22 protein-coding genes and 1 pseudogene are annotated in these 20,724 nt (G+C 51.0%); 10 read left to right on the forward strand and 13 right to left on the reverse strand.

The window, feature by feature from the left end; translation table 11 throughout:
* Nucleotides 1-71: 71 nt before the first annotated feature.
* Nucleotides 72-2,510 (reverse strand): selenate/tellurate reductase subunit YnfE, encoded by a 2,439-nt coding sequence (gene ynfE, locus HV477_RS01350; protein WP_079898834.1) that lies wholly within the window; start codon nt 2,508-2,510, stop codon nt 72-74.
* Nucleotides 2,511-2,673: 163 nt separating this feature from the next.
* Nucleotides 2,674-2,982, reverse strand: a complete 309-nt coding sequence (locus HV477_RS01355) for a DUF1161 domain-containing protein (protein ID WP_000975516.1) — start codon at nt 2,980-2,982, stop codon at nt 2,674-2,676.
* 103 nt (nt 2,983-3,085) lie between these two features.
* Here HV477_RS01355 and HV477_RS01360 point away from each other — a divergent pair, with 103 nt between their 5' ends.
* The gene (locus HV477_RS01360; RefSeq protein WP_000743122.1) at nt 3,086-3,796 is read left to right on the forward strand and encodes a YnfC family lipoprotein; all 711 of its coding nucleotides are present in this window, start codon (nt 3,086-3,088) and stop codon (nt 3,794-3,796) included.
* A gap of 40 nt (nt 3,797-3,836) precedes the next feature.
* Here the strand turns inward: HV477_RS01360 and speG are convergent, their stop codons facing one another.
* Together speG and HV477_RS01370 are read right to left on the reverse strand one after the other, a co-directional pair.
* A complete protein-coding gene (speG, locus tag HV477_RS01365) occupies nt 3,837-4,397 on the reverse strand; it encodes a spermidine N1-acetyltransferase (RefSeq protein WP_000199997.1) in 561 nt (186 codons plus the stop codon).
* Nucleotides 4,398-4,432: 35 nt separating this feature from the next.
* Nucleotides 4,433-4,774: a DUF1283 family protein gene (locus tag HV477_RS01370; RefSeq protein WP_001066440.1), complete on the reverse strand. Its 342-nt coding sequence runs from the start codon at nt 4,772-4,774 to the stop codon at nt 4,433-4,435.
* Nucleotides 4,775-4,926: 152 nt separating this feature from the next.
* On the opposite strand from HV477_RS01370, the gene HV477_RS01375 reads away from it, so the two are divergent.
* The 5 genes and pseudogenes from HV477_RS01375 to HV477_RS01395 all read left to right on the forward strand — a co-directional run bounded on the left by HV477_RS01375 (nt 4,927) and on the right by HV477_RS01395 (nt 10,151).
* Complete coding sequence (locus HV477_RS01375; RefSeq protein ID WP_000921383.1) at nt 4,927-5,253, forward strand: YnfA family protein; 327 nt, start codon at nt 4,927-4,929, stop codon at nt 5,251-5,253.
* A 121-nt stretch (nt 5,254-5,374) separates the two neighbouring features.
* A complete protein-coding gene (gene rspA / locus HV477_RS01380) occupies nt 5,375-6,589 on the forward strand; it encodes a starvation-sensing protein RspA (protein ID WP_079898833.1) in 1,215 nt (404 codons plus the stop codon).
* A 10-nt stretch (nt 6,590-6,599) separates the two neighbouring features.
* Complete coding sequence (locus tag HV477_RS01385) at nt 6,600-7,619, forward strand: Zn-dependent oxidoreductase (protein ID WP_079898832.1); 1,020 nt, start codon at nt 6,600-6,602, stop codon at nt 7,617-7,619.
* A gap of 53 nt (nt 7,620-7,672) precedes the next feature.
* Nucleotides 7,673-8,541: pseudogene (locus tag HV477_RS01390) on the forward strand (MFS transporter).
* A gap of 143 nt (nt 8,542-8,684) precedes the next feature.
* Nucleotides 8,685-10,151: a mannitol dehydrogenase family protein gene (locus HV477_RS01395; RefSeq protein ID WP_079898831.1), complete on the forward strand. Its 1,467-nt coding sequence runs from the start codon at nt 8,685-8,687 to the stop codon at nt 10,149-10,151.
* Nucleotides 10,152-10,217: 66 nt separating this feature from the next.
* Here the strand turns inward: HV477_RS01395 and ydfZ are convergent, their stop codons facing one another.
* The 3 genes from ydfZ to ydfG form a co-directional block, all read right to left on the reverse strand.
* Complete coding sequence (gene ydfZ / locus HV477_RS01400; protein WP_000989267.1) at nt 10,218-10,421, reverse strand: putative selenium delivery protein YdfZ; 204 nt, start codon at nt 10,419-10,421, stop codon at nt 10,218-10,220.
* 180 nt (nt 10,422-10,601) lie between these two features.
* A complete protein-coding gene (locus HV477_RS01405) occupies nt 10,602-11,288 on the reverse strand; it encodes a GntR family transcriptional regulator (RefSeq protein ID WP_000215562.1) in 687 nt (228 codons plus the stop codon).
* A gap of 129 nt (nt 11,289-11,417) precedes the next feature.
* Entirely contained in the window at nt 11,418-12,164 is a 747-nt protein-coding gene (gene ydfG, locus HV477_RS01410; protein ID WP_000636564.1) for a bifunctional NADP-dependent 3-hydroxy acid dehydrogenase/3-hydroxypropionate dehydrogenase YdfG, read from the reverse strand.
* Between the two features lie 138 nt (nt 12,165-12,302).
* Here ydfG and dcp point away from each other — a divergent pair, with 138 nt between their 5' ends.
* Both dcp and HV477_RS01420 read left to right on the forward strand, forming a co-directional pair.
* A complete protein-coding gene (gene dcp / locus HV477_RS01415) occupies nt 12,303-14,345 on the forward strand; it encodes a peptidyl-dipeptidase Dcp (protein WP_000106262.1) in 2,043 nt (680 codons plus the stop codon).
* Nucleotides 14,346-14,689: 344 nt separating this feature from the next.
* Nucleotides 14,690-14,872: a general stress protein gene (locus HV477_RS01420; RefSeq protein ID WP_000807642.1), complete on the forward strand. Its 183-nt coding sequence runs from the start codon at nt 14,690-14,692 to the stop codon at nt 14,870-14,872.
* 119 nt (nt 14,873-14,991) lie between these two features.
* Here HV477_RS01420 and HV477_RS01425 read toward each other — a convergent pair whose 3' ends face one another.
* On the reverse strand, nt 14,992-15,519 hold the full coding sequence (locus HV477_RS01425) for a 2-oxo-tetronate isomerase (RefSeq protein ID WP_001235357.1): 528 nt from the start codon (nt 15,517-15,519) through the stop codon (nt 14,992-14,994).
* Nucleotides 15,520-15,945: 426 nt separating this feature from the next.
* Between HV477_RS01425 and HV477_RS01430 the strand changes: the two genes are divergently transcribed.
* On the forward strand, nt 15,946-16,338 hold the full coding sequence (locus tag HV477_RS01430) for a YdeI family stress tolerance OB fold protein (RefSeq protein WP_000776348.1): 393 nt from the start codon (nt 15,946-15,948) through the stop codon (nt 16,336-16,338).
* Between the two features lie 346 nt (nt 16,339-16,684).
* On the opposite strand, the gene mgtS is transcribed toward HV477_RS01430, so the two are convergent.
* Together mgtS and ydeE are read right to left on the reverse strand one after the other, a co-directional pair.
* Nucleotides 16,685-16,780 carry a protein MgtS gene (gene mgtS / locus HV477_RS01435; protein ID WP_000901531.1) on the reverse strand — a complete coding sequence of 32 codons (96 nt, stop codon included), beginning with the start codon at nt 16,778-16,780 and terminating at the stop codon, nt 16,685-16,687.
* Nucleotides 16,781-17,027: 247 nt separating this feature from the next.
* On the reverse strand, nt 17,028-18,215 hold the full coding sequence (gene ydeE, locus HV477_RS01440) for an efflux MFS transporter YdeE (protein ID WP_001068056.1): 1,188 nt from the start codon (nt 18,213-18,215) through the stop codon (nt 17,028-17,030).
* Between the two features lie 227 nt (nt 18,216-18,442).
* Here ydeE and eamA point away from each other — a divergent pair, with 227 nt between their 5' ends.
* Nucleotides 18,443-19,345: an O-acetylserine/cysteine exporter gene (gene eamA, locus HV477_RS01445; protein WP_000987750.1), complete on the forward strand. Its 903-nt coding sequence runs from the start codon at nt 18,443-18,445 to the stop codon at nt 19,343-19,345.
* Nucleotides 19,346-19,463: 118 nt separating this feature from the next.
* Here eamA and marB read toward each other — a convergent pair whose 3' ends face one another.
* The 3 genes from marB to marR are packed head-to-tail and all read right to left on the reverse strand — an operon-like array spanning nt 19,464 to nt 20,545.
* Entirely contained in the window at nt 19,464-19,679 is a 216-nt protein-coding gene (marB, locus tag HV477_RS01450) for a multiple antibiotic resistance protein MarB (RefSeq protein WP_000783049.1), read from the reverse strand.
* Nucleotides 19,680-19,707: 28 nt separating this feature from the next.
* Nucleotides 19,708-20,091 carry an MDR efflux pump AcrAB transcriptional activator MarA gene (gene marA, locus HV477_RS01455; RefSeq protein WP_000091194.1) on the reverse strand — a complete coding sequence of 128 codons (384 nt, stop codon included), beginning with the start codon at nt 20,089-20,091 and terminating at the stop codon, nt 19,708-19,710.
* Between the two features lie 19 nt (nt 20,092-20,110).
* On the reverse strand, nt 20,111-20,545 hold the full coding sequence (marR, locus tag HV477_RS01460) for a multiple antibiotic resistance transcriptional regulator MarR (RefSeq protein WP_000843434.1): 435 nt from the start codon (nt 20,543-20,545) through the stop codon (nt 20,111-20,113).
* Nucleotides 20,546-20,724 lie beyond the last annotated feature (179 nt).

Here is a 20,724-nt window from a genome sequence, read left to right on the forward strand (position 1 = left end):
GAGTTTTAAATGTCGTTGTGTTCGCAAAACGGGGAGCGCCGGGCGCGTAAAAACGTCCCGGAGCAGGCGGCTTAGATTTTTTCGATTTCCACCAGATTTGTATGTTGAGGATTCCCTTTTGCCAGGGGGGAAGGACGCAGCGTCGTGAGCGTATTGATGCAGGCGCCGTGGTCAATTTTATCGCCAGCCATATCCGCATTATGCCATGCGCCCTGACCCATCGCGCTGACGCCCGGCAGAATACGCGGCGTGACTTTGGCGGGTAGACGCACCTCTCCACGATCGTTAAAGACGCGAACCTTATCGCCATTCGCGATACCGCGTTTTTGCGCATCGAGCGGATTTATCCACACCTCCTGGCGACAGGCGGCCTGCAGAACATCAATATTGCCGTAGCTTGAATGGGTACGGGATTTATAGTGAAAGCCAAACAGCTGTAGCGGGAAGGTGCTCCGTTTCGCATCGTCCCATCCTTCAAAAGTAGGGGTATAAATCGGCAGTGGGCTTATCACGTCGCCTTCCGCCAGCTCCCAGGTACTGGCGATGTGAGCGAGTTTGCTCGAGTAGATTTCGATTTTACCGGACGGCGTTTTTAACGGATTGGCCTGCGGATCTTCACGAAATTTTTTATAGGCGACAAAATGGCCGTTGGGATCTTTGCGTTTATAGATGCCCATTTTTTTTAGCTCGTCATACGCGGGCAATGCCGGATCTCTTGCCTGCATTTTGGCGTACAGATATTGCAGCCATTGCGCCTGGGTACGGCCTTCGGTAAAACGCTGATACACATCGTCGCCGAGGCGTTTGGCGATTTCGCTGAGTACCCAGTAGATGGGCTTGCGCTCGAACTTAGGCGTCGTCGCCGGTTGGATAAAAATCAGATATCCCATATTGCCGGCGTAATCATTGGGGATGATATCCTCCTGTTCGACGGTCATGAGATCCGGCAGTAAAATATCAGCGTACTTCGCGGAAGAGGTCATAAAGTTGTCGATGACCACAATCATTTCGCATTTCGCTTCATCCTGAAGAATTTCATGGGTTTTATTAATATCCGAATGCTGATTAATCAGGGTGTTGCCAGCGTAGTTCCATAGAAATTTGATCGGGACATCCAGCTTATCTTTGCCGCGTACGCCGTCGCGCAGGGCGGTCATTTCCGGGCCGCGCGCAATGGCGTCCGTCCAGCTAAAGCAGGAGATAGCGGTTTTAACGGGATTCTCCAGGACCGGCAGACGTTCAATGGTAATGGTGTAAGTGGATTCGCGTGCGCCGCTATTACCGCCATGAATGCCGACGTTGCCGGTCAGAATCGGTAACATGGCGATGGCGCGAGCGGTTTGTTCGCCGTTCGCCTGACGCTGCGGCCCCCAACCCTGACAGATGTAGGCCGGCTTGACGCTGCCTATCTCGCGCGCCAGTTTGATAATCCGATCGGCGGGGATGCCGGTAATATGCGATGCCCACTGCGGCGTTTTGGCGATACCGTCCTCGCCCTGGCCCAAAATATAAGCCTTATAATGGCCATTGGGGGGCGCGTCAGCCGGAAGGGTCTTTTCATCGTAGCCGATGCAATAGTTGTCGAGAAAAGGCTGGTCAACGAGATTTTCGTTAATTAATACCCAGGCAATTCCCGCCACCAGCGCGGCATCGGTGCCGGGGCGAATCGGTATCCACTCGTCTTCACGTCCGGCAGCGGTATCGGTATAGCGCGGATCTATCACGATCATGCGCGCATTTGAGCGTTCACGCGCTTGCTCCAGAAACCAGGTAATGCCGCCGCCGCTCATGCGTGTTTCAGCCGGATTATTGCCGAACATGACCACCAGTTTACTGTTTTCGATATCAGACGTGCTGTTGCCGTCGTTGGAGCCATAGGTGTAGGGCATGGCGCAAGAAATTTGCGCGGTACTGTATGAGCCGTATTGATTCAACGAACCGCCGTAGCAGTTCATCAAACGCTTCACCGGCGAGGCGGCAGGCGACGAGCGGGTTATGTTGCCGCCTACGATGCCGGATGAATAGTGGATATAGACGGCTTCATTGCCGTAGGTCTCTACGATTTTTTTCAGGCTGGCGCTAATGGTGTCCAGCGCTTCCTGCCAGCTAATGCGTTCAAATTTGCCTTCGCCGCGGCGGCCAACGCGTTTCATGGGATAGTTAAGGCGATCCGGATGGTTAATGCGCCGACGGATTGAACGGCCCCGCAGACAGGCGCGAACCTGATGATTGCCGTAGACATCGTCGCCAGTGTTATCAGTTTCAACCCACCAGACTTCATTATCTTTTACATGCAGACGCAGGGCGCAGCGACTGCCGCAGTTGACCGAACAGGCGCCCCAGACGATTTTATCTTCTTCGTTGCGCGTGGCCTGCTGCACCGCCGCGGCCGCGGTACGCATCCCAAACGGTAAAGATACGCCTCCGGCAGCCAGCGCCAGTGAGCCAAGCGCCGCTGATTTCACTAACGTCCTGCGGCTAACGCCTGTTTGTTGCTTTTCTCCGGGCATCACTCACTCCATTGTCGTTATTATTTCGCTATATATTGATAACTATAACGAAATTATTAACATGCTAATGATGTAATGAGTTTACCCCTTTGGGAGTAAGGATTATTAATCCATGTCAAAGAGCGTTACCCTCCGGACCCGGAGGGCAGGAGGCAGGAGGAGGTTATTGCGGTTCGGCGGATGAACCGTCCTGAGCGGGAGAGGTATTGGCTGGCGCATTGCCGCTGCTGGTGCGGGTATAAAGAATTTTATGCGTGTCGTTCGCGCAATGGCCCACCACCTGTGAGTCCGGCTGATCGGCCTGGTCGTTAGGAACGATAGTGAGCGTAAAATTATCCGCCGGCACGCCGTTATTGATGATACGTTGTTCAATATCGCTTTTTACTCTCTCGCACGATCCCGGTGCCGCCATCACCAGCGAGGGGGCGCTAACTAACGCCAGAGCGGCTATTGCAGTTGCGATTTTCATCATGAACTCCTGTGATTAATGACGATGTTCTAAGCTTAGCATTTTTCGTGTAAATAACTGTATTTGCTAATATGATGATAAATATCTTTTCATCCTGGTGATACGTGTGAAGAAACCCCTTTTACTGACGTTATTGTGCATGATACTGGCAGGTTGTGATAACCCGAAATCCCTTGAGTCTTTTACGCCGGAAATGGCCAGTTTTTCGAACGAATTTGATTTTGATCCATTACGTGGTCCGGTAAAGGATTTCAGCCAGACATTGATGAGTGAGAATGGCGAAGTGGCGAAGCAGGTCACCGGTACGCTTTCACAGGAAGGCTGTTTTGATACGCTTGAGTTACACGATCTGGAGAATAATACGGGGCTGGCACTCGTGCTGGATGCCAATTATTACCGGGATGCTCAGACGCTGGAAAAAAAGGTGCAGTTACAGGGGAAGTGCCAGCTGGCGGCGTTGCCTTCGGCGGGCGTGACCTGGGAAACGGACGACAACGGTTTTGTGGTATCGGCGACGGGCAAAGAGATGAAGGTCGAGTACCGCTATGATAGCGAAGGCTATCCGTTAGGTAAGACAACCATAAACTCGCAGAATACGCTCTCTGTGACGGCAAAACCCTCCGCGGACCCGCGTAAAAAGCTGGATTATACGGCAGTCAGCCGGGTGGATGATCGACAGGTCGGCAACGTCACACAGAGCTGCGAATATGATGCGTACGCGAACCCTGTTGACTGCCGGCTTGTTATCGTCGATGAGAGCGTTAAGCCGGCAGTGTCCCACCATTACACCATTAAAAATCGTATCGATTACTACTAAACCGGGCGCGGTGCGACTCTCCGTGACTACCGCGCCGCGTTTACTGCGCGGTGGGTTTCAGGAGCGTAGAACCGGACGTTTTATGTTCATCCAGATACTGCTGCTGGAAGATACACATGCGGATGGTGTTACGGTATTCGCCGTTAATGAAGAACTCATGAATCAGCTCGCCTTCTACTCTAAACCCGAGTTTACGGTAGATGTGAATCGCTTTTTCATTCTCTTTATCGACGATCAAATACAATTTATAGAGATTGAGTACGGTAAATCCGTAATCCATCGCCAGTTTGGCCGCGCGTGACGCCAGGCCTTTTCCCTGGTACTCCGGCGAGATAATAATCTGAAATTCCGCCCGCCGATGCACATGGTTAATTTCCACCAGTTCTACCAGCCCGGCGTTTTCACCATCGCATTCGACGACAAAGCGCCGTTCGCTTTGGTCGTGGATGTGTTTGTCGTAGAGATCCGACAGTTCGACAAAAGCCTCATACGGCTCTTCAAACCAGTAACGCATAACGCTGGCATTATTATCAAGCTGGTGGACAAATCGTAAATCTTCACGCTCAAGCGGGCGCAGTCTGACCTTGTAGTCACTTGTCATACTGTATCCTTACACTTCCTTTTAGTTATCCTGCATTAGGGCGTAATAACGCGACCTGTACGACGATCCAGACACCGCAGCGTATTGGGCTCCCAATAGGCGTTGATGTTGGCGCTTTGCTCGCATTTATCGCGGTTATCAAAGGCGGCATCGGCTTTGTCCCACTCTTTTTCTGCGCGGGTATTCACTTTCTGACGCAGACTGCGAGTGTCGTTCCATTGTTCCTTTTCCATCGCCGCTTCCTGACGACTTTGTGCGCTATCTCCCGATTCAATCACCAGTTTACTGGTTTCAGCGAATGCGGAAGTAGTATATACAACGGCCGCCAACGTAAGCATTGCCGTCAGGCACAGGCGTTTGCTCAGCGTATTGTTCATCACAACATCCTTTCATTAGAGGGGAAAAAGCGGTAAACCACCTGTAAATTCTACACCAATCCTTATGCCTGGCATATACACAAGAATGGCCGGATAACCGTAACGATATTCTGTTGTATTATCACTTATCATTTCGTAACCAAATGAATCTCATGCTAAAGACGACTCTGCTTTTCTTTGTCACCGCCCTCTGTGAAATCATTGGATGTTTTCTTCCCTGGCTATGGATTAAGCGCGGCGCCAGCGTGTGGTGGCTTCTGCCCGCCGCTGCGTCACTTGCGTTATTCGTCTGGCTTTTGACCTTGCATCCGGCGGCGAGTGGGCGGGTTTATGCGGCTTACGGTGGGGTATATGTCTGTACTGCGCTCCTGTGGTTACGTGTTGTCGATGGCGTCCGGCTCACGGTTTATGACTGGAGCGGCGCGCTGATCGCGCTGTGTGGAATGCTGATTATCGTCGTCGGATGGGGACGTACGTAACATTGCCGCGCGACCAGAACATTTTGTGATCTGGCAGCGCTTTTTACATCAATATACTTGTATGGTAGTAGCTCAGTTGGGTAAATTTCCTGCATCCCATAATGCGATGTAAGGAATAAAAATGAAGATTGTAGGGGCTGAAGTTTTTGTTACGTGTCCAGGGCGTAACTTCGTCACCTTAAAGATAACCACGGAAGACGGGATCACCGGTCTGGGGGATGCCACCCTGAACGGACGCGAGCTCCCGGTGGCCTCGTACCTTACCGATCACCTGTGCCCACAGCTCATCGGGCGGGATGCTCGCCGCATCGAAGATATTTGGCAGTTCTTCTACAAAGGCGCGTACTGGCGCCGTGGTCCTGTCACCATGTCCGCCATTTCCGCGGTTGATATGGCGCTATGGGATATTAAAGCCAAAGCCGCCAATATGCCGTTGTATCAGTTACTCGGCGGCGCTTCGCGTGAAGGCGTCATGGTGTATTGCCATACCACAGGCCACACCATCGACGATGTGCTGGAAGACTACGCGCGTCATAAAGAGCAAGGGTTCAAAGCAATCCGCGTGCAGTGCGGCGTTCCGGGGATGAAAACCACCTACGGCATGGCGAAAGGCAAGGGACTGGCCTATGAGCCTGCGACAAAAGGCCAGTGGCCGGAAGAACAATTGTGGTCAACGGAAAAGTATCTTGATTTTACGCCAAAGCTGTTTGACGCCGTGCGTAATACGTTCGGGTTTAATGAACATCTTCTGCACGATATGCATCACCGACTGACGCCTATTGAGGCTGCCCGCTTTGGCAAAAGTATTGAAGACTATCGTTTGTTCTGGATGGAAGACCCGACGCCGGCTGAAAATCAGGAGTGCTTCCGCCTGATCCGCCAGCATACGGTTACGCCGATTGCCGTAGGCGAAGTCTTTAACAGTATCTGGGATTGCAAACAGCTCATTGAAGAGCAATTGATTGACTATATCCGCACCACGCTTACCCATGCTGGTGGTATTACCGGGATGCGCCGCATTGCCGATTTTGCCTCGCTCTACCAGGTGCGTACCGGTTCGCATGGGCCGTCCGATCTGTCGCCGGTTTGTATGGCCGCTGCATTACATTTCGACCTGTGGGTGCCTAACTTTGGCGTACAGGAGTATATGGGCTACTCCGAACAGATGCTGGAGGTTTTCCCGCATAACTGGACGTTCGAGGGCGGCTATATGCATCCGGGCGACAAGCCAGGACTGGGCATTGAGTTCGATGAAAAACTGGCGGCGAAATATCCGTACGATCCAGCCTATTTGCCGGTGGCCCGCCTGGAAGACGGCACACTGTGGAACTGGTAAGGAGCGAAAAATGAAAAGCATCGTAATCGAAAAACCGAATACATTAACTATCGAAACGCGCGCGCTTCCGCAGCCTGCGCTGGGCGAAGTTCGTATTAAAGTGAAACTGGCGGGTATCTGCGGTTCCGACAGTCATATTTATCGGGGACATAATCCCTTTGCAAAATATCCCCGTGTCATAGGCCATGAATTTTTCGGTGTCATCGACGCGGTAGGCGACAACGTCAATCGCGACCGGATAGGAGAACGGGTATCCGTCGATCCGGTGATCAGTTGCGGGCATTGTTACCCTTGTTCAGTCGGTAAACCCAATGTGTGTACCTCGCTGGTGGTGCTGGGTGTGCATCGTGACGGCGGTTTCAGCGAGTATGCGGTGGCGCCGGCCCGTAATGCTCATCGCATACCGGACAACATCGCAGACCATCATGCCGTCATGGTTGAGCCGTTTACCATTGCGGCAAATGTGACGGGGCAGGTGAATCCGACCGAGCAGGACGTGGCGCTTATCTATGGCGCAGGCCCGATGGGACTGACGACCGTACAGGCGCTGAAGGGGGTTTATCAGGTTAAAACGGTCATAGTCGTTGATCGCATTGAAGAGCGTTTAGCGATGGCGAGGCAGAGCGGCGCTGACTGGACCCTCAATAATGGTCAACATTCACTGGCGGAATTTCTACAGCAGAAGGCGCTAAAACCGACCTTGATTGTCGATGCCGCCTGTCATCCCGCTATCCTGCAAGAGGCGATTACCCTCGCATCGCCTGCGGCACGCATTGTCCTGATGGGATTTTCCAGCGACCCGTGTGAGATTGTACAGCAGGGTATTACCGGAAAAGAGCTGGCTATTTATTCATCGCGTCTTAATGCCAATAAATTCCCGGTCGTGATTGACTGGCTGAATAAAGGGCTTATTGATCCGGATAAGCTGATAACGCATAAATTTGATTATCAACATGTCACCGACGCGATTGAGCTTTTCGAGAAAGACCAGCGTCAATGCTGCAAAGTTTTACTCACTTTTGCGAAATAATATAAATAATTGCGAGTAAGTGGTACGCATCTTACCTCTTAGAGATTGCCTATATGACACAAATAAAGCATGAACGATCGACTCAGGATTTAGTGCGCGCTGCCGTATCTGGATGGTTAGGCACCGCGCTTGAATTTATGGATTTTCAGTTATATTCACTAGGCGCGGCTCTGGTCTTCCATGAGATATTTTTCCCGGAACAGTCTGCCGCGATGGCGCTTATTCTGGCAATGGGCACCTATGGTGCAGGTTATATAGCCAGAATTATCGGCGCCTTTGTTTTTGGTAAAATGGGCGACCGCATCGGACGAAAAAAAGTATTGTTTATTACTATCACCATGATGGGGATCTGCACCACGCTGATTGGCGTACTGCCGACGTATGCGCAAATCGGCATTTTTGCGCCAGTATTACTGGTAACATTGCGAATTATACAGGGGCTGGGCGCCGGGGCGGAAATTTCCGGCGCGGGTACCATGCTGGCCGAGTATGCGCCGAAAGGAAAGCGTGGCATCATTTCCTCGTTGGTCGCGATGGGCACCAATTGCGGTACGTTGAGCGCGACGGCGATCTGGGCGGTGATGTTCTTTGCGCTTGAACGCGAACAACTGATCGCCTGGGGATGGCGTATTCCTTTCCTGGCGAGCGTCGTTGTTATGATATTCGCGATCTGGCTGCGAATGAATCTGAAAGAAAGTCCGGGGTGGCGGTCGGTTTTGGCCCCGTCCTCGCAGGGATCTTTTGTAACATGACCGATTCCTGGCTGCCCATCTTAATTATGCTGGTGCTCTACTCGTGTATTGGTCTGATTTCTGCGCTGTTGATGCCGGAGGTCAGAGATCGCGATCTGAGTTTGCCTGAGGATGCGGCGGAAGCGACAGCGGCAGAGAAGTTACGCCACTCCGCAACCCAGACGAGTTAAATCGTGTCGGCGGTATGGCCGGAACGCTAATGCGGTTTCGGCCATGCTGTCCGGCCACTTTTGTTTAATTAGCGTAAATCCAAATGCACCAGGGCAGGCGTTACTCTGCGACTGTTCCGCTTTCAGAATATAGAGGTTATAAAATGCAAAACAGGCTTTTATCGGCAAAGGCGACGCTTCCTGATTACGATCGTGCGGCGCTGGCGGCGCGGATGGTCCATCTCGGTTTTGGCGCGTTTCATCGCGCGCATCAGGGGGTTTATACAGATATTCTGGCTGCGGAGCAGCATAGCGACTGGGGCTATTATGAGGTTAATCTTATTGGCGGCGAACAGCAGATTGCCGATCTAAAGCAGCAGGATAACCTCTATACCGTGGCGGAGATGTCGGCGGATGCCTGGACGGCGCGTTTGGTGGGCGTCGTCAAAGCGGCGTTGCATGTTCAGGTTGATGGTCTGGAACGTGTGCTGGCGGCGATGTGCGAACCGCAAATAGCGATTGTGTCTCTGACCATTACCGAGAAAGGGTATTGTCATTCGCCAGCCACGGGCCAACTTCTGCTGGAACATCCCATGATTGCCGCCGACCTGCAAAATCCGCATCAACCGCTAACGGCACCGGGTATTATTGTCGAAGCGTTAGCGCGTCGTAAAGCCGCAGGCTTACCGGCATTTACCGTGATGTCCTGCGACAACATGCCGGAAAATGGGCATGTGACGCGTCAGGTTGTGACGGCTTATGCCCGGGAGGTGGATGCGGAACTGGCGATATGGATCGAGCAAAACGTGACATTTCCGTCAACCATGGTTGATCGGATTGTCCCTGCGGTCACGCCGGAGACGCTGGATAAAATCGAACAACTGACCGGCGTGCGCGATCCGGCTGGCGTCGCCTGCGAACCGTTTCGTCAGTGGGTGATAGAAGATACGTTTGTGGCGGGTCGTCCGCTGTGGGAAAACGCGGGCGCGACGTTGGTCGCCGACGTGGTTCCGTTTGAAGAGATGAAACTGCGAATGCTTAACGGCAGTCATTCATTCCTGGCTTATCTGGGGTATCTTGCCGGCTATCAGCATATTAATGACTGCATGGCTGACGACAACTATCGTCTGACCGCGCAGGCGTTAATGTTACGCGAGCAGGCGCCAACGCTGAAAGTCCAGGGGGTAGATTTACAGCGTTATGCCGATCAGTTGATTGCGCGTTACTGTAATCCGGCGCTGCGTCATCGTACCTGGCAGATTGCGATGGATGGTAGCCAGAAACTTCCGCAGCGTATGCTGGACTCCGTTCGCTGGCATCTTGCTAATCATAGCGATTTTGATTTGCTGGCGCTGGGCGTGGCGGGGTGGATGCGTTACGTTGGCGGCGTGGATGAACAGGGCAAGGCGATCGACGTCAGCGATCCGCTATTGCCGGTTATTCAGCGCGCCGTGGCAAACAGTGAAGAAGGCGCCAGTCGTGTTAAGGCGCTGCTGGGAATGGCTGAAATTTTCGGCAACGATTTGCCGCAGGTGGCGCGGTTTACGCAAAAAGTGCAAGAAGCCTATGACAGTTTACTGACATATGGCGCGAAAGCGAGCGTGGCGAAATATGCCGAGCGGTTGAAGTAGCGTAACAGAGACCCGGTAGCATTATGCTACCGGGAAGGCCGGAGCGGTTCTTAGCGGCCAGTGGTATCAGTTCATGCCAAGACGAATCAGTTCGACCGGCGCGAATTTACCTTCACAACCTTCGACAATCACCGTTTTGCCGCGGCGAATTTGACCTGCATCCAGACCTTCGCTCTCAATGGCTTTGATAATCCCGGTATGACCCGTGCCGCTTATCATGACCCGGCTACCGGTAGTGATTGCGTTACGGTTACGATCGTATGTCATCATGGTGTTTTCTCCTTTCAAACTTACAGCCAAAGCCCGCAGGTTTCCCCGCATGACGGGCGACATATAAATACGCTTATCGTTGCGAATTTTTTTTGTTTTTGATCAAGCTCACGGCTTTTTAGGCGGGAATGTGCAGGGTGAGAAAGCGGAGAAGGCGTCTCACCCCGACGTTAAAGGGGGTTAGTCTTCGCTAAACCAGCCGCTGTTTTCCTGACGGATAAGCTGAACGGATTCGCTAATTTCCTGCAAATGCTGGGTCATTGCGCTCTCAACCGCATTGCCGTCACGATTTTCCAGTGCGGAGAAAATATCATGGTGCTGGCGCAACAACATCTCCGGCGGAGAAACATGATCCAGACTCATATAGCGAACCCGGTCGATTGTCGCTTTGATATTTTCAATGGTATCCCACGCTAACTGGCAATCGGCGATCTGCGCCAGTTTTTGGTGGAAATCGTCATCAAGCTGGAAAAAATCATCAATCTGTTTGCGCTCGATGGCAATATGTTGCAGGTGCAGGTTTTGCGCCAGTTGATAGCACTGGTTGTCGGTGATCATCGCCGCCGCACGGCGGACCACCGCGCATTCGATAGCCTGCCGAACAAAGCAGCCATTCTGTACCTGAGAAAGCGAAATCTTATTCACATAACTACCGCGCTGAGGGCGGATCTGAATCAACCCATTTTCCGCCAGCTTTATAAAAGCCTCGCGCACCGGTTGACGCGAAACGTTAAAACGGGTTGAGACCTCTTTTTCTGATAGCGGTGTGCCAGGCGGGATAAGACAATGCACGATATCACGCCGAAGAATACGGTAAATTTGCTGGTTGACAGGCTGTGTAGGGTTAAGCTGCGTTTCGACGGTCATTCATTCTTACTTTTTAGGCGGTTGACCCGGATACTCTACCACTTTTCCGTGGTGGTCTATACCGATCATGTTTCTGGTTGCAGATACGTTTGCCAGGGATTACCCGGCCCGCAGACCGGGTATAACCCCTTAGCTACGGTGGACGCTGAGCCCTGCGAAGGATTGGGTAACAGGCATCATTTCAACGGTATTAATATTCACATGCGCGGGGAGTGTGGCCACCCACCATACCGCTTCGGTAATGTCTTCTGGCGTGAGCGCGGTGGTATTTTCGTAGGTTTTACCCGCTTTCTCATCGTCGCCTTTGAAACGGACGCTGGAAAACTCGGTACCGCCAACCAGACCCGGTTCAATGTCGGTCACGCGAACCGCCGTGCCGTGTAAATCCGTGCGCAAATTCAGGCTAAACTGGCGCACAAAGGCTTTCGTCGCGCCATAGACGTTGCCACCAGCATAAGGCCAACTGCCGGCGGTTGAACCGATGTTAATGATATGACCGCGATTACGTTCGACCATTCCTGGCAGCACGGCGCGGGTCATATAAATTAAGCCTTTATTATTAGTATCGATCATAGTTTCCCAGTCTTCTACGCTGGCTTTATGCGCCGGTTCAAGACCCAGCGCCAGACCGGCGTTATTGACCAGCACATCAATATCGCGCCACTGCGCAGGCAGAGAGGCCATCATCTCTTCGATGGCCGCGCGGTTGCGCACGTCCAGTTGGGCGGTCAATACGTTCTCGCCAAGCTCATCTTTTAACGCTTGCAGGCGTTCATGACGACGTCCCGTGGCAATGACTTTATGTCCATTCTCAACAAAACGGCGTGCAATGCACTCGCCAAACCCTGCGGTTGCTCCAGTTACTAAAACGATCATCACACAGTTCCTCAACGCTTTTTGTGTTGTATTACCATAGCACGCGGCGTTTATGAAAGGGTAATCCTGGTTAACACGGTTGCGGTCAGCCTAGGGGGAAGCTTACTCTTATGATCAACCTATTTTCAGGAGTGAAAAATGTCGACGAATCCTTTGTTAGACCAGAGTATGTTGCCCTATCAGGCACCGCGTTTTGATCGGATCAAAGATTGCCATTATCGTCCTGCTTTTGATGAGGGCGTGCGGCAAAAACGCGTGGAAATCGAGGCCATCGTCAATCATCCGGCGGCCCCTGATTTTACGAATACGCTTCTGGCGCTGGAGCAAAGCGGGGCGCTTCTGTCACGCGTCACCAGCGTTTTTTTCGCGATGACGGCCGCGCACACTAACGATGAACTCCAGCGGTTGGATGAGGCCTTTTCTGCCGAGCTGGCGGCGCTCTCCAACGATATTTATCTGAATAGCGCGTTATTCGCTCGCGTGGATGCCGTCTGGCAACAGCGTCACTCACTGGGGCTGGATGATGAGTCGCTACGGTTGGTCGATGTTATCCATCAGCGTTTTGTGTTGGCAGGCGCGCAGCTTGCCGAAGAGGATAAAGCGCGACTGAAAGTATTGAATACTGAATCCGCGACCCTAATGAGTCAGTTTAATCAGCGTCTGCTGGCGGCAAGTAAAGCGGGCGGGCTGGCGGTCGATGACGCGCATTGCCTGGCAGGATTAAGCCCGGAAGAAATGACCGTCGCTGCTGAAGCGGCGCGTGAAAAAGGCCTGGAGGAGCGTTGGTTCATTCCGCTCCTTAATACGACGCAACAGCCTGCGCTTGCTACGCTGCGCGATCGCCAGACCCGCGAAAATTTATTCGCAGCGTCATGGACTCGGGCGGAAAAAGGAGATGCCCACGATACCCGCGCTATCGTTCAGCGTCTGGTAGAGATTCGTCGCTGTCAGGCAAAACTGCTGGGTTTCCCCAATTATGCCGCATGGAAAATGGCCGATCAGATGGCGAAAACGCCGCAAGCCGCACTGAGCTTTATGCGTGGCATTGTGCCGCCAGCGCGTCAGCGTGTACTCAATGAACAGGCGGAAATTCAGAACGTCATTGATGGTGAGCAGGGCGGCTACACCGTTCAGGCCTGGGACTGGATGTTCTATGCCGAACAGGTACGGCGGGAAAAATATGCGTTAGATGAAGCGCAACTGAAGCCCTATTTTGCCTTAAATACGGTGTTGCAAGAGGGGGTTTTCTGGACCGCCAACCAGCTATTCGGCATCACCTTCGTCGAGCGTTTTGACATTCCGGTGTATCACCCTGATGTTCGGGTGTGGGAGATTTTCGACTCCGATGGTGTCGGCATGGCGTTATTTTATGGCGACTTCTTCGCGCGGGACTCGAAAAGCGGCGGCGCGTGGATGGGGAATTTTGTTGAGCAATCCACACTCAATGAAACCCGGCCCGTTATATACAATGTATGTAACTATCAGAAACCGGTTGATGGGCAGCCTGCATTACTGCTTTGGGACGACGTTATTACGCTCTTCCATGAGTTTGGTCATACGTTACATGGTTTGTTTGCCGTCCAGCGCTATGCCACGCTTTCAGGTACCAATACGCCCCGCGACTTTGTCGAGTTTCCCTCCCAGATTAATGAGCATTGGGCGAGCCATCCACGTGTGTTCGAACGCTACGCGCGTCATGTCGACAGCGGTGAAAAAATGCCTGCTGATTTACAGGAAAAAATGCGCAAGGCGAGTTTATTTAATAAAGGTTACGATATGACTGAATTGCTCGGCGCCGCATTGCTGGATATGCGCTGGCATATGCTGGAGGAGAGCGTAGCAGAGCAGTCTGTCGCTGAGTTCGAGCAGCAGGCGCTGGCCGCCGAGCATCTTGATTTACCGGCGGTGCCGCCCCGCTATCGCAGCAGTTATTTTGCCCATATCTTCGGCGGCGGCTACGCAGCGGGATACTACGCCTATCTTTGGACGCAAATGTTAGCGGATGACGGTTATCAATGGTTTGTAGAGCAGGGCGGCCTGACGCGTGAAAACGGGCAGCGTTTTCGTGATGCTATCCTTTCCCGGGGGAATAGTACTGATTTAGAAACGCTTTATTCAGACTGGCGTGGACATGAACCGCATATTGACCCCATGTTGCAATATCGTGGGCTCGATCGCTAAGCTGATACGGTTGTTCGGCACTGTCGAACAACCGCCTGAAAATGAATCCTGCACTTCTGATGACAGCCAGTTAAATTTATGGGGTTAAATTGTCTGAATATAACAAGGGTGTGCATTCGGATTTTTCTACTTATTTTCTCGTGGTGGCTTGATTGCCAAAGATTTATTACCGCTTCGCTGTTGATGTTTTCAAAAAATATATTTTCCGCCATGTGGTGGTATTATGTAAATAATGCAGAAATGAATTTGACACTGCGCACAGGGCGACTAGATTTAGAACTGTATCACATGATATGAGAAGACATATCATATTTAAAACGCAACATCATCATGAGGATTATATTATGGCAGAACATCGCGGCGGTTCCGGTAATTTTGCAGAAGATAAAGAGAAAGCCTCAGAAGCAGGTCGTAAAGGCGGCCAGCATAGTGGTGGGAACTTTAAAAACGACCCACAACGTGCATCTGAAGCGGGTAAAAAAGGTGGCCAGAATAGCCACAGTGGCGGACGGAAATCCGGCAATTAATTTTACTCCTGATATTTCGTAAATATATTCTGAAATATTGCACATACGATGCGGGCCATAGGCTCGCATTTTTTTATTCTGACCGGGAGTTGTTCTGACCGGTCAGATGAAATTATTGTTTATGCTTTCTTCGTTAACAGAAAAAGCAATTCAGCGAGGGCGAAGCGTACGCATTTTTCCAATACTTCCTGACAATCTCCGTTGAAATGTTGTCGGCTTGTAAAAGTTGTATTGTTAATATTCCAGGCAAACCAAACTGTGCCCGCCGGCGTGCCATCTTCGCCGCCTTCCGGACCGCCATAGCCGCTGATTGCTATGCTGATATTGACCTCAGCCTGATCCTTAGCGCCCTGTGCCATTTCAGTAACGACCGCTTCGCTGACGGCGGTATGTTCGGCAAGACTGTGGCGTTGTACGCGTAAGATTTTTGCTTTGGCTTCATCAGTAAAGGTGACATAACCCACACCGTAAAATGAGGGCGTATCTTCTGCTGCGCACAATGCTGAAGCCAGTTTCCCGCCAGTGCAGGATTCTGCAGTGGTCAGACGGAGTTTCTGGTTAACCAGTAAATCACCAAGTTTTTTTGTCAGGCTATCGACGGATTCGGCTTCATCAAGGGTGACAATATCGTGCTGTTCTAATCTCATCGTTTATTTTTCCGTTACAGAGACAAATGAAATATGTTCGTTCTTCTCAAGTATGGCATATTTATTTTATGACATTGGCAGTGAATGATTATTTTATCCAGTTACCAACAAACCCGCTGTTCCATAACTTGCTTACTTTCTTACGGCGATGACTGTCATTGATTATGCGTAAGGCCATTATCCTCAAAAAATAAAGCCGATTATTCTGAATTGCTATCCAGACGTTGATGCATATGACTTCAGCTATGTGGCAAGTTAACTATTACGCCGTTACGCTTTCGCGCTCACCGGCGCTGATATCGGTTGCATATTAATCCGGATGGGTTGATTTTATTGCTTAATATTCTGCGGGTAAATTCATGTTTGTAAAAACTAAAAATAGCGGCCAGACTTAATACGTCAAATAGACGTTATTAAGGAGAGAGCATGAAACTACAGGTGGCTGCATTTTTAAGTTTTCTGATAATGCCTTACGCGCTAGCGGATGATCAAGGGGGATTAAAAAAAGACGTGGCACCGCCGCCGCCTCATGCTATTGAGGATGGTTATCGCGGTACGGATGATGCAGAAAAAATGACCATCGAACAGGCAAAAACCCTGCATGATGGCGCGACCGTTTCGCTGCGCGGCAACCTTATTGATCATAAAGGCGACGATCGCTATGTATTTCGTGATAAATCCGGCGAGATTAACGTGATAATTCCTTCCGCCGTATTTGATGGGCGGGAAGTTCAGCCGGATCAAATGATCAACATTAACGGTAGTCTGGACAAGAAAGCGAAGGAACCGCTTGTTCGCGTGAACCGACTGCAAAAATAACGCGCGCTAACCGGCAATCTCCAGGTCAGCCATACGGGGCATGCGGCTGGCCTGATACCATGGGTCTTGTAAAAGCGCCTGGGGGACAAAAGGTCCCATAATGTCTTATTCAGGTCTGGTTGCGTATCGTTTAAGCTTCATTGATATTGACGGTGCTACAGTCGTTAGCGATCCGTTATCCTCGCAAGAATTTGCCCGGTAGCGTATAAGCAAAACACAAATCTATCCATGCAAGCATTTACCGCTGGTGAACCGGCGGTTTTTTTTGCCTGCCATCCAGACAAAAGCGGCCCCTTGCGCAACGATGCAGCAAGGGGCCGGCTCTGCGAGGGATTATCTCCGTTCATTAATCATCCCATTTGTGACTGAACCAGGCGGCCAGAAATCCGGAAAATAAAATAATTCCTAATACAACGATAAAAAGGTTAATACTGCCTAACATCTCGTTTCTCCTTATTTTAGTGTGCATCCTCTTTTTTAAAAAACCTCGTACAGACTATAGTACTAATTTATACTTAAGCAAAGTCTGAATTGCGTATTTATTTTACTGGAAGGGTAAAGCATTAGAATATTTTCGTCAGCGCCCAGGAATATTCCTGAATTACCGCAATGACAGCAGATAATTAGCCTGCAATATATAGGGTTAACCCAGTGCGCCAGAAACTGCGCACATCACTGGCTGCAGATAATTAACAGGTGATAGCCTGCTGCGTAGGGGTAATCCGCATTCCTTTTAACATCAGTGCCCAGGCGAACACAATGGCGATTATCAGGACAACGAAAAGCGACCAGGCGGGAAGCGTCGTCAGGATGACGCCGCTGGCCAGCGGGTTTACCGCCGCACCCAGCCAGCCCAGCGATTGCGCTGAAAAATAGCTGGCTTTCATCCCGGCAGGCGCAATGTTGTCAATTAACATATATTCGCCGGGGGCATAAATAATTTCGCCAATCGTGAATACTGCCGCTGAAAGCCCCCAAAAAAACAGATTGTCGCCTGAAAAAATAAATCCGATGAGCCCGGCGATAAAAAAGACGGTGCCGGTCGTCATCATTGGTCGAATATTGACGGCGGTAAGTCGACGGCCCACGGCGTATTGCAAACTGACCACAATAACCGCATTAACCGGCAGGACGACGGCTACCACTTTTTCCGCGAAGCCGCTATCGGCAACGACCATAACGTACTGTGAAATACAGGACGCAAAGGCGCCCCCCACAAAGGAGGCCAGAAATGCCGAAAGCGTAAACCACAATAATGCTTTGTCGCGCAGCAGAACGGAGGGAGACCAGATAGCGGCATTTTTCCCCTCGCTGGCGGCAACCGATCGTGTCACCCATACCTGAATAAAGACCAGCGGGAATGCGGAACAGATGGCGGCAAGCCAGAAGGGTAAATTGATGCTTTGCATCACCAGCAGCGTGCCGAGCGGCGGGCCAACCGTCCAGCCGATGTTGAGTACAGTATAGTTGAGCGAAAAAATCCGTGTTTTTGTTGTCGCGGTGAGGTTATCGGCAAACCAGGCCTTCAGTACGGTAGAAAAAACCGAATAGGCGCAGTTAATAAGCGCAAAAAGCAGGACAACCAGTACGACATTATGCACCATTGGGATGGCGATAAATCCGCAGGCGAAGGCGATAATTGCGAGTAACATGTAGCGCTTTTTATCAAACTTGTCCGCCAGAATTCCAAAGCCAAGACTAAAGACGACGCCGATTGTTAACGCGCTGGTCAGCGCGTAGCCAATCAGATCCACGCCTAAACCGTACTGACGGTTAAGATAGATGGTCATAAAGGGGAGCGTGGCGCCGCGTCCAATTGTCAATAACAGCGATGAGGCGAGTAGAGCCAACGTCGAACGTCTCAATCCTGGATTCATTTTTCCTGCCTGAAATGGAGGTTACGTATCGGGACGTTTTAATCTACCGTGCCCGCAAAAGCATGATGTCTATACGCTATAGCGTAGTCTTAACATACCATAACGCAGGATTTTGCCCATCGTGTGTTGTTCAATGCCATGCTCACGGTAAAAAGAAAAGTCCTGTTATGGCGCACTGATTTCCGATAACTTACCTTTTTACAAAATTTTAATAATGACAGGGGCCGATGATGTCGCGTAAAGACGGTTTTTTGGCGTTACTGGTGGTTGTCGTATGGGGGCTCAATTTTGTTGTCATCAAAGTAGGCCTGCACCATATGCCGCCATTATTGCTGGCAGGATTACGATTTTTACTGGTGGCGTTTCCGGCAATTTTCTTTGTCGCCCGGCCTAAAGTCCCGCTTACGCTGTTGCTGGGCTATGGCCTGACGATAAGCTTTGGGCAGTTCGCCTTTCTCTTTTGCGCGATAAAGTTTGGTATGCCCGCAGGACTGGCGTCGTTGGTATTACAGGCGCAGGCCTTTTTTACCATGGCTTTGGGGGCGTTTGTTTTTAGCGAGCGGTTACAACGTAAGCAGTTGGCGGGGATCGCCCTGGCGATTATAGGTGTACTGGTATTGATTGAAGCCAGTCTCAACGGACAGCATATAGCGATGTCGGGATTTATGCTGACTCTGGCGGCGGCATTTAGCTGGGCCTGCGGCAATATCTTTAATAAAAAAATTATGCAACATAGCCCGCGCCCGGCGGTGATGTCGCTGGTGGTCTGGAGCGCGCTGATCCCGATCCTGCCGTTCCTGCTGTCATCGCTGCTACTGGAGGGGGCGGATCACATTACGCAAAGCCTTATTACCATTGATATGACGACGATATTGTCGCTGCTGTATCTGGCTTTTGTCGCCACTATACTTGGCTACGGCATCTGGGGCGCGTTACTGGGACGTTATGAGACCTGGCGCGTAGCGCCGTTATCATTGCTGGTGCCGGTTGTCGGGCTGGCGAGCGCCGCGGTGTTACTCGGGGAAACGTTGACCGGGATGCAACTTGCGGGCGCAGTACTGATTATGGCTGGACTCTATATCAATGTGTTTGGATTTCGTGTGCGCCGTACTGCGCGTGTCAGGGGATGAGGCATTATGTTACTAAGAAGACAAACGCTAATTTCAGACCATGCCGCGGGGTAATAGCGGCGGACTTGTCATAGCCAGACGGTACTAAAAAAATGCCCCGCAAAACGGGGCAAAGAGGTTAAAGGTGTTGGTCGTTATAATAGGGCACGCCTAATTCATCTGACTTATCGCTGTTCACGCTCACGGGGTGAAGGTCATTTGGCGGATCGCCTACACAGGGCAGAAGCATCACATCGCGGCTATTTTGCGCCACAGGTAACAAAGTTTGTTCTGCAATGCCATATCCGGAGGCGATAAGTAACAGACCCGGCAGGGCGGGAAACAGCATTTTCATGGTGCTCTTCGCGTGGCGCATAAACAAACTAGTAGTTGCCATGGTTCAGCGGCAGCATATACCGTGATTCGCCATGCATATTGGTGATCCGGTATTTGTGTGGCGGCACATCAAAATAGTTTTTGAACGTCCGGGTCAATGTTTGCTGTGACTCAAAGCCATAGCGTTCCGCCAGATAGAGAATGGGCTCGTTGCTCTCTTTTAATTTTTGCGCGATTTCCGTCATTTTACGGCTGCGGATGTATTGGCCTAATGAATGACCGGTCTCTTTTTTAAACATCCGTTGCAGGTGCCATTTGGAATATCCTGAACGCTCAGACACTTTTTCCAGTGAGAGCGGCGACTCCAGGTTATCCTCGATCCAGTCCAAAATGCTATGAATAGTAATAGCGTCAGTGTTGCGTCTGGACATCGTCATACCTCTTTTTTGTCTACGGCAGAATTTTCTTGAGCAAATACTCAAGCGTTGCCACTTCGTCCGCCGTTAAGTTTTTTGTTAATTCCTGATGCAGGTCTTGCCCTGGTCGTTGATGACATTGCTCACAAATTGCCGCGCCGTCCGGCGTTAGCTTCACCAGTACGCCGCGTTTGTCATTAGGATTCGGCAGTCTTTCGATCCAGCCTTTGCACAGCAGGCGGTCGAGCATTCGCGTCAATGCGCCGAGATCGACAGACAGCACTTTTTTAAGTTCAACCGGGGTAATACATCCCGCGCAGCGTATCGAGCAAAGCACTTTAAACTGTGTTGCGGTGATATCCAGCGGGGATAAATAGTTATTTAACAGGCGATCTTTTTTTTGATTTACCATGTAGATCAAGCGACCCAGCGGAATGATTTCATTGAACAGATCACTGGTGCTTTTCAAAATGGTTGCCCCGGCAAGTAATTAATTTCGTCAGATACTATTGCCCAGGCAAGTATAAGTCAACTAAATGAATTGGCCGATGCCACGATTTGCTAAAAGGCGTCCGGGGTATTGTGCTGTGATAACTTGTAACTAATTGATAATTACAGGTTATAGGTTGTAGAGGATATTAACTTGCA

The organism is Salmonella sp. SG203 (assembly GCF_013350575.1).
GTDB classification, from domain to species: domain Bacteria; phylum Pseudomonadota; class Gammaproteobacteria; order Enterobacterales; family Enterobacteriaceae; genus Salmonella; species Salmonella enterica.

Bases quoted from the DNA above. Each gene is read 5' to 3' on its own strand.
- ynfE (WP_079898834.1), bottom strand. From the start codon at position 2,510: ATGCCCGGAGAAAAGCAACAAACAGGCGTTAGCCGCAGGACGTTAGTG.
- HV477_RS01355 (WP_000975516.1), bottom strand. From the start codon at position 2,982: ATGATGAAAATCGCAACTGCAATAGCCGCTCTGGCGTTAGTTAGCGCC.
- speG (WP_000199997.1), bottom strand. From the start codon at position 4,397: ATGACAAGTGACTACAAGGTCAGACTGCGCCCGCTTGAGCGTGAAGAT.
- HV477_RS01370 (WP_001066440.1), bottom strand. From the start codon at position 4,774: ATGAACAATACGCTGAGCAAACGCCTGTGCCTGACGGCAATGCTTACG.
- HV477_RS01375 (WP_000921383.1), top strand. From the start codon at position 4,927: ATGCTAAAGACGACTCTGCTTTTCTTTGTCACCGCCCTCTGTGAAATC.
- rspA (WP_079898833.1), top strand. From the start codon at position 5,375: ATGAAGATTGTAGGGGCTGAAGTTTTTGTTACGTGTCCAGGGCGTAAC.
- HV477_RS01385 (WP_079898832.1), top strand. From the start codon at position 6,600: ATGAAAAGCATCGTAATCGAAAAACCGAATACATTAACTATCGAAACG.
- HV477_RS01395 (WP_079898831.1), top strand. From the start codon at position 8,685: ATGCAAAACAGGCTTTTATCGGCAAAGGCGACGCTTCCTGATTACGAT.
- ydfZ (WP_000989267.1), bottom strand. From the start codon at position 10,421: ATGATGACATACGATCGTAACCGTAACGCAATCACTACCGGTAGCCGG.
- HV477_RS01405 (WP_000215562.1), bottom strand. From the start codon at position 11,288: ATGACCGTCGAAACGCAGCTTAACCCTACACAGCCTGTCAACCAGCAA.
- ydfG (WP_000636564.1), bottom strand. From the start codon at position 12,164: ATGATCGTTTTAGTAACTGGAGCAACCGCAGGGTTTGGCGAGTGCATT.
- dcp (WP_000106262.1), top strand. From the start codon at position 12,303: ATGTCGACGAATCCTTTGTTAGACCAGAGTATGTTGCCCTATCAGGCA.
- HV477_RS01420 (WP_000807642.1), top strand. From the start codon at position 14,690: ATGGCAGAACATCGCGGCGGTTCCGGTAATTTTGCAGAAGATAAAGAG.
- HV477_RS01425 (WP_001235357.1), bottom strand. From the start codon at position 15,519: ATGAGATTAGAACAGCACGATATTGTCACCCTTGATGAAGCCGAATCC.
- HV477_RS01430 (WP_000776348.1), top strand. From the start codon at position 15,946: ATGAAACTACAGGTGGCTGCATTTTTAAGTTTTCTGATAATGCCTTAC.
- mgtS (WP_000901531.1), bottom strand. From the start codon at position 16,780: ATGTTAGGCAGTATTAACCTTTTTATCGTTGTATTAGGAATTATTTTA.
- ydeE (WP_001068056.1), bottom strand. From the start codon at position 18,215: ATGAATCCAGGATTGAGACGTTCGACGTTGGCTCTACTCGCCTCATCG.
- eamA (WP_000987750.1), top strand. From the start codon at position 18,443: ATGATGTCGCGTAAAGACGGTTTTTTGGCGTTACTGGTGGTTGTCGTA.
- marB (WP_000783049.1), bottom strand. From the start codon at position 19,679: ATGAAAATGCTGTTTCCCGCCCTGCCGGGTCTGTTACTTATCGCCTCC.
- marA (WP_000091194.1), bottom strand. From the start codon at position 20,091: ATGTCCAGACGCAACACTGACGCTATTACTATTCATAGCATTTTGGAC.